Annotated in this window: 4 protein-coding genes; all 4 read right to left on the bottom strand. The window is 47.6% G+C overall.

The genetic code is table 11. The features are described 5' to 3' along the window. On the bottom strand, positions 1-2,626 hold a 2,626-nt coding region (locus tag ACTF5U_RS06180), incomplete at its 3' end, for an efflux RND transporter permease subunit (RefSeq protein ID WP_438970768.1). Then, positions 2,626-3,795, bottom strand: coding sequence for an efflux RND transporter periplasmic adaptor subunit (locus ACTF5U_RS06175; RefSeq protein WP_438970767.1), 1,170 nt, complete (start codon positions 3,793-3,795; stop codon positions 2,626-2,628). The genes ACTF5U_RS06180 and ACTF5U_RS06175, both read right to left, overlap by 1 nt. Before the next feature lie 10 nt (positions 3,796-3,805). Further along, positions 3,806-4,399 (bottom strand): TetR/AcrR family transcriptional regulator, encoded by a 594-nt coding sequence (locus tag ACTF5U_RS06170; protein WP_438970766.1) that lies wholly within the window; start codon positions 4,397-4,399, stop codon positions 3,806-3,808. Positions 4,400-4,475: 76 nt separating this feature from the next. Next, a partial coding sequence (locus tag ACTF5U_RS06165; RefSeq protein ID WP_438970765.1) for a DUF2254 family protein occupies positions 4,476-4,959 on the bottom strand: 484 nt, incomplete at its 5' end.

Below are 4,959 nucleotides of genomic sequence, written 5' to 3'. Positions count from 1 at the left end.
GACCATACAGTAGCGGGGCCTGATCACCGGATTCTCGCTCCTGCAAAGACAGGCCTGTCCATTGATAACCCAATCCGGCCGGTAATGTATCAATCAAGCTTTCCATCGCCAACATTGCATCACCCGAGCTGACACCGGGGGCTCCTTCCCCCTGAATATTAACGGATGACACGCCGTTATAGCGTTCCAGTCTGGGGGAACCGTAAATCCAGCGACCTTCGGTTAATGATGCCATCGACACCATCTCGCCACTGCTGTTACGTACATACCATTCCGCCACATCTTCAGGCATCATACGGAAGGGAGCATCACCCTGTACGTAGACCTTCTTGATACGACTGTTGTCGATAAAGTCATTGACGTAAGTGGACGCCCAGGCGGTGCTGAAGGTGCTGTTGATATCAGACAGAGACACCCCGTATGCTGATGCTTTAGTGTGATCCACATCGAGCTTGAATTGAGGGGTATCATCCTGACCGTTGGGTCTGACGCTCATTAGACGTGAATCTTGAGCAGCTAGCCCCAGTAATTGGTCACGCGCTTTCATCAGGGCATCATGGCCCTGACCACTCAGATCTTGTAACTGCAGATCAAAACCGCTGGAGTTACCTAATTCGCGGATTGGAGGTGGTGCAATTGCAAACGCCATCGCATTTTTCAATGTGGCGAAAAAGCCATTGGCACGCGCCGCAACCTGTTGCACTTGTTGTTCCGGTTCTGTGCGTTCACTCCAGTCTTTCATATTAATAAACGCCAGGCCGTTATTTTGACCACGCCCACTAAAACTGAAACCAATCACGGAGAATACGGATTCGACATTATCTTTCTCCTGTTCCAGAAAATAGTCTTCAATTTTATCCATGACTTCGATTGAGCGCTCTTTGGATGCATTGGGAGGTAAGATCATCTGATTGAACATTAGACCCTGATCTTCATCCGGCAAAAATGAACCTGGAAGACGGTTAAAAATCACGGCCAAACCAGCAACAATTAATAGATAGATCAACATGTAACGACCAGTGCGACCAATCATATGGCCCACACTGTTTTGATAACGCTGAGTGGCTTTATCGAATACACGGTTAAACCAGCCAAAAAAACCTTTACGCTGATGATGGTCTGCTGATGCAGGTTTCAATAAAACGGCACACAAGGCGGGACTCAACGTTAAGGCAACCACAACGGATAACGCCATGGCCGATACTACGGCAATTGAAAATTGTCGGTAAATGACGCCTGTAGAGCCGCCAAAAAAGGCCATCGGTATAAACACGGCTGACAATACCAGTGCGATACCCACCAAAGCACCGGTAATTTGATCCATAGACTTTCGTGTGGCTTCGCGAGGGGAGAGGCCATCTTCATGCATCACCCGTTCAACGTTTTCAACCACGACGATGGCATCATCAACCAACAGACCGATGGCGAGCACCATCGCAAACATGGTGAGTGTGTTAATGGTGAAACCAAAAGCATATAAAATGGCAAAAGTACCCAGTAATACAATGGGTACAGCGATGGTAGGAATCAGCGTGGCACGGAAGTTTTGCAGGAACAGGTACATCACAAAAAAGACCAGCACAATCGCTTCCAACAAGGTATGGACCACACCTTCGATTGATAATTTAACGAAAGGCGTGGTGTCGTAGGGATATACTACTTCCAGTCCCTGTGGGAAAAACTGCTCGAGTTCTGCGATACGTTCGCGCACGTTCGACGCCGTTTCCAGCGCGTTCGCGCCAGATGACAGTGTGATCCCTAAACCTGCTGCAGGTTGCTTATTGTATTCGGTTTCGTACTGATAGTTTTCACCGCCAAGCTCCACCCGAGCGACATCGCCGAGTAAGATGCGTGAACCGTCTTCATTGACGCGTAATAGGATATTGCTAAATTCTTCGGGTGTTTCGAGTCGTGTTTGCACCACAATATTGGCATTGAACTGCTGTCCCGGAATGGCCGGAGCACCGCCCAGCTCGCCAGCAGCAACCTGAACATTTTGAGCACGAATCGCCGTGACAACATCGGATGTGGTGAGTTTGTAATGATTCAGACTTTCAGGGTTGAGCCAGATCCGCATCGCATATTGCGAACCGAAGATCTGAATACGACCCACACCATCCACCCGACTGAGAGGATCCTGAATATTGGCACCGACAAAATCGGCAATATCGTATTTGTCCATCTTGCCATCAGAAGACACAAAACCCAGCACCATCAAAAAACCGGTGCTTGATTTGTTGACGGTAATACCTTGCTCCTGCACTTCCTGCGGCAATAAAGGCATGGCGCCCTGGAGTTTATTCTGTACCTGAACCTGTGCAATATCGGGATCTGTGCCCGCTTCGAAAGTCACCGTGACTTGCGCCACACCGGTTGAATCACTGGTGGCTGACATATACAGCACATTATCGATACCGGTGAGGTTCTGTTCCAGAATTTGAACCACTGAGTCCTCGACTGTTTTTGCTGAGGCACCGGGATAATTAGCACGAATTTCCACTGAAGGTGGAGCGACGTCCGGGTATTGCGAAATAGGTAACTGGAATATTGCCAGCACGCCGGCCAGCATGATGATGATGGCTATTACCCAGGCAAATACCGGCCGATCAATAAAAAATCTGGCCATTATTGACCTCCTGTGCCAGGCGTTTGCAGTGTATTTTGGTCAATATGAACATTCGCGCCGGGACTTACCTTTTGTAGACCAGCGGTGATTAGCTGCTCCCCCTCTTGCAGGCCAGACTCAATTAACCAGCTATCTCCTATGGCACGTTGCACTTGAATTTGTCTCGCCTCAACCTGATTGTTGGCGTTGACGAGTAATACTGACGCATTACCTTCACGGTTGAACGTGACGCCTTTTTGAGGTGCTAAAATCACATTTTCGAGTTCACCTTGGTTAATTTCTGCGCGTACAAACATACCCGGAAGCAATAAGTTATTAGGGTTCGGCATGATGGCGCGTAACACCACATCACCGGTAGTTGGTTCCACATTGACCTCAGCAAACTGGAGTTCACCAGTAAGTGGGTATTCACTGCCATCTTCAAGGGTTAGCTTGACCTTAGGTGCCGACTCTTCATTCCGAGATTGACTGATCATCTGTTTACGCAATTGCAGCAACTCTTTTGAGGGTTGAGCGATATCAATAAAAATGGGATCCAGTTGATGAATGGTGGTCATGACACCCGCTTGCTGTGCGGTGACTAATGCCCCTTCTGTGACATTGGATTTACCAATACGACCGGAAATCGGTGCGTCTACCCGGGTATAACTTAAATTGGTTTTAGCGGAGGAAACGGCTGCTTGCTGTACTTTAATTTCTGCCTGGGCCTGCAGGTAGGTTGCTAAGGCATCATCATAGTCCTGACGGCTGATAGCGTTGTCGTTCATCAGCTCTTTATAACGCTGTTCTCTTGATTGGGCGGTTTGTAATGCCGCTTTTGCTCGTGACAGTTCTGCTTCTGCATTGGCAAGTGTGGCTTTATAGAGTGCCGGTTCAATCTGGTAAAGCTGCTGACCGGCTTCAACCTTTGCACCTTCTTCAAATAAGCGTGCTTCGATAATACCGTTTACCTGAGGTCTCACCTCGGCTTTGCGATAGGCGACCGTGCGGGCAGGCAATGTGCGGGTTAAGGTGATACTTTGAGGGGCAAGGGTGACCACATTGACAGATACCTTTTGTGCATCAGGAGCAGAAGAGGTTGCGGCAGCATCCTCATTTTGCTGACATGCTGACAACACAAAAACAGCACTTAAAATAAATATTTGGGGTAGTGATAGCAGGCGTTGCATGTCGATCTCCTTATTCCTGACCTGAGACAGCAACGGCGTCCCACGTTGCAGCAATAATCTGATTCAATTCAGATTCGTTTATGTCCAGCAAGCCAAGCTGCGTCTGGGTCGCAATATGAATCACAGGTTCAAAAATTAAACTGGCCAGAACATCGTCAGGTAACGGCTTAAGTACATTAGCTTGTCTGCCTTTGTCATAGAATGTAATGAGAGGGTTCAGACTATTTTTCCAGGCATCGTTGTGGCGCGTTTTCAACACATCCAGAGGAAGGTGATCGAATTGGCCTTTACTCAAGGTAGCATTCCGATTTTCCATGCAAAAATCCCAGGTATTCCGACTCAATGTCAGGAACTGTTGCTTGATAGGCAGATTGTCATTTAGATCCTTAAATACACGGGCGGCAAAGTCATCCACAATCAAGCGGTGCAGGTCGGCAATCAATGCATCACGATCGGCGAAGTAGAGATAAATGGTACCGACTGCCACACCCGACTCAGCAGCAAGTTGTTTCATCGAAAAGCCATGAAATCCAGAGCTTGCCAGTAATGTCAGTGTCGCATCGAGGATCGTTTGTCTTTTATCTTTAGGGGCTATTTTTGCCATAACATAAACCATAAAATGAATGAACGTTCATTCATGATAGGCGTGTTATATTTCCATGTAAACAATTTATTTAAAATTAATGTGTATTGATCGTGTCTACCAACTGACGAAGACGATCTTTATCAATCTGCAAAGTTAGCGCCTGTTCAGCCCGTTGAAAGGCCATGTCAGAGTGTCTGTGGACCTGCTCTGAAAAGCAGTCGCTACATATTTGTTTCAGAGCCAGAAGCGACTGTTGCAATCTCATCTGTATTTCGATCATACCGGCGCCATCGCGTCCGATAGGCAAGAAGAGATCATCAAACATATCGTCGAGATGAATTTCAGCAATACGTACACAGGGATAGATAATCTTTTCATCATCATCGCTAATGCTCAGATGCTTCCGCCATGGTGAAATAATTCTGACGGCCCGGCTAATAATATCAATAGCCGTGCCTGGGTCATTGACACCGGGTGATAAGGCTCGTGAAGCAATTTCTGACATCACGGATAAGCCAAAGCGCGGATCCTGATCAAATGAGCGTTCATTACCCAGGGTAAATGCTGCCCGGATAGCA

The sequence above is a fragment of the Methylophaga sp. genome (assembly GCF_965655755.1).
In the GTDB taxonomy this organism is placed as follows: domain Bacteria; phylum Pseudomonadota; class Gammaproteobacteria; order Nitrosococcales; family Methylophagaceae; genus Methylophaga.
Note: the sequence above shows the minus strand (reverse complement) of the source record. Positions and strands in the feature narration are given on the sequence as shown.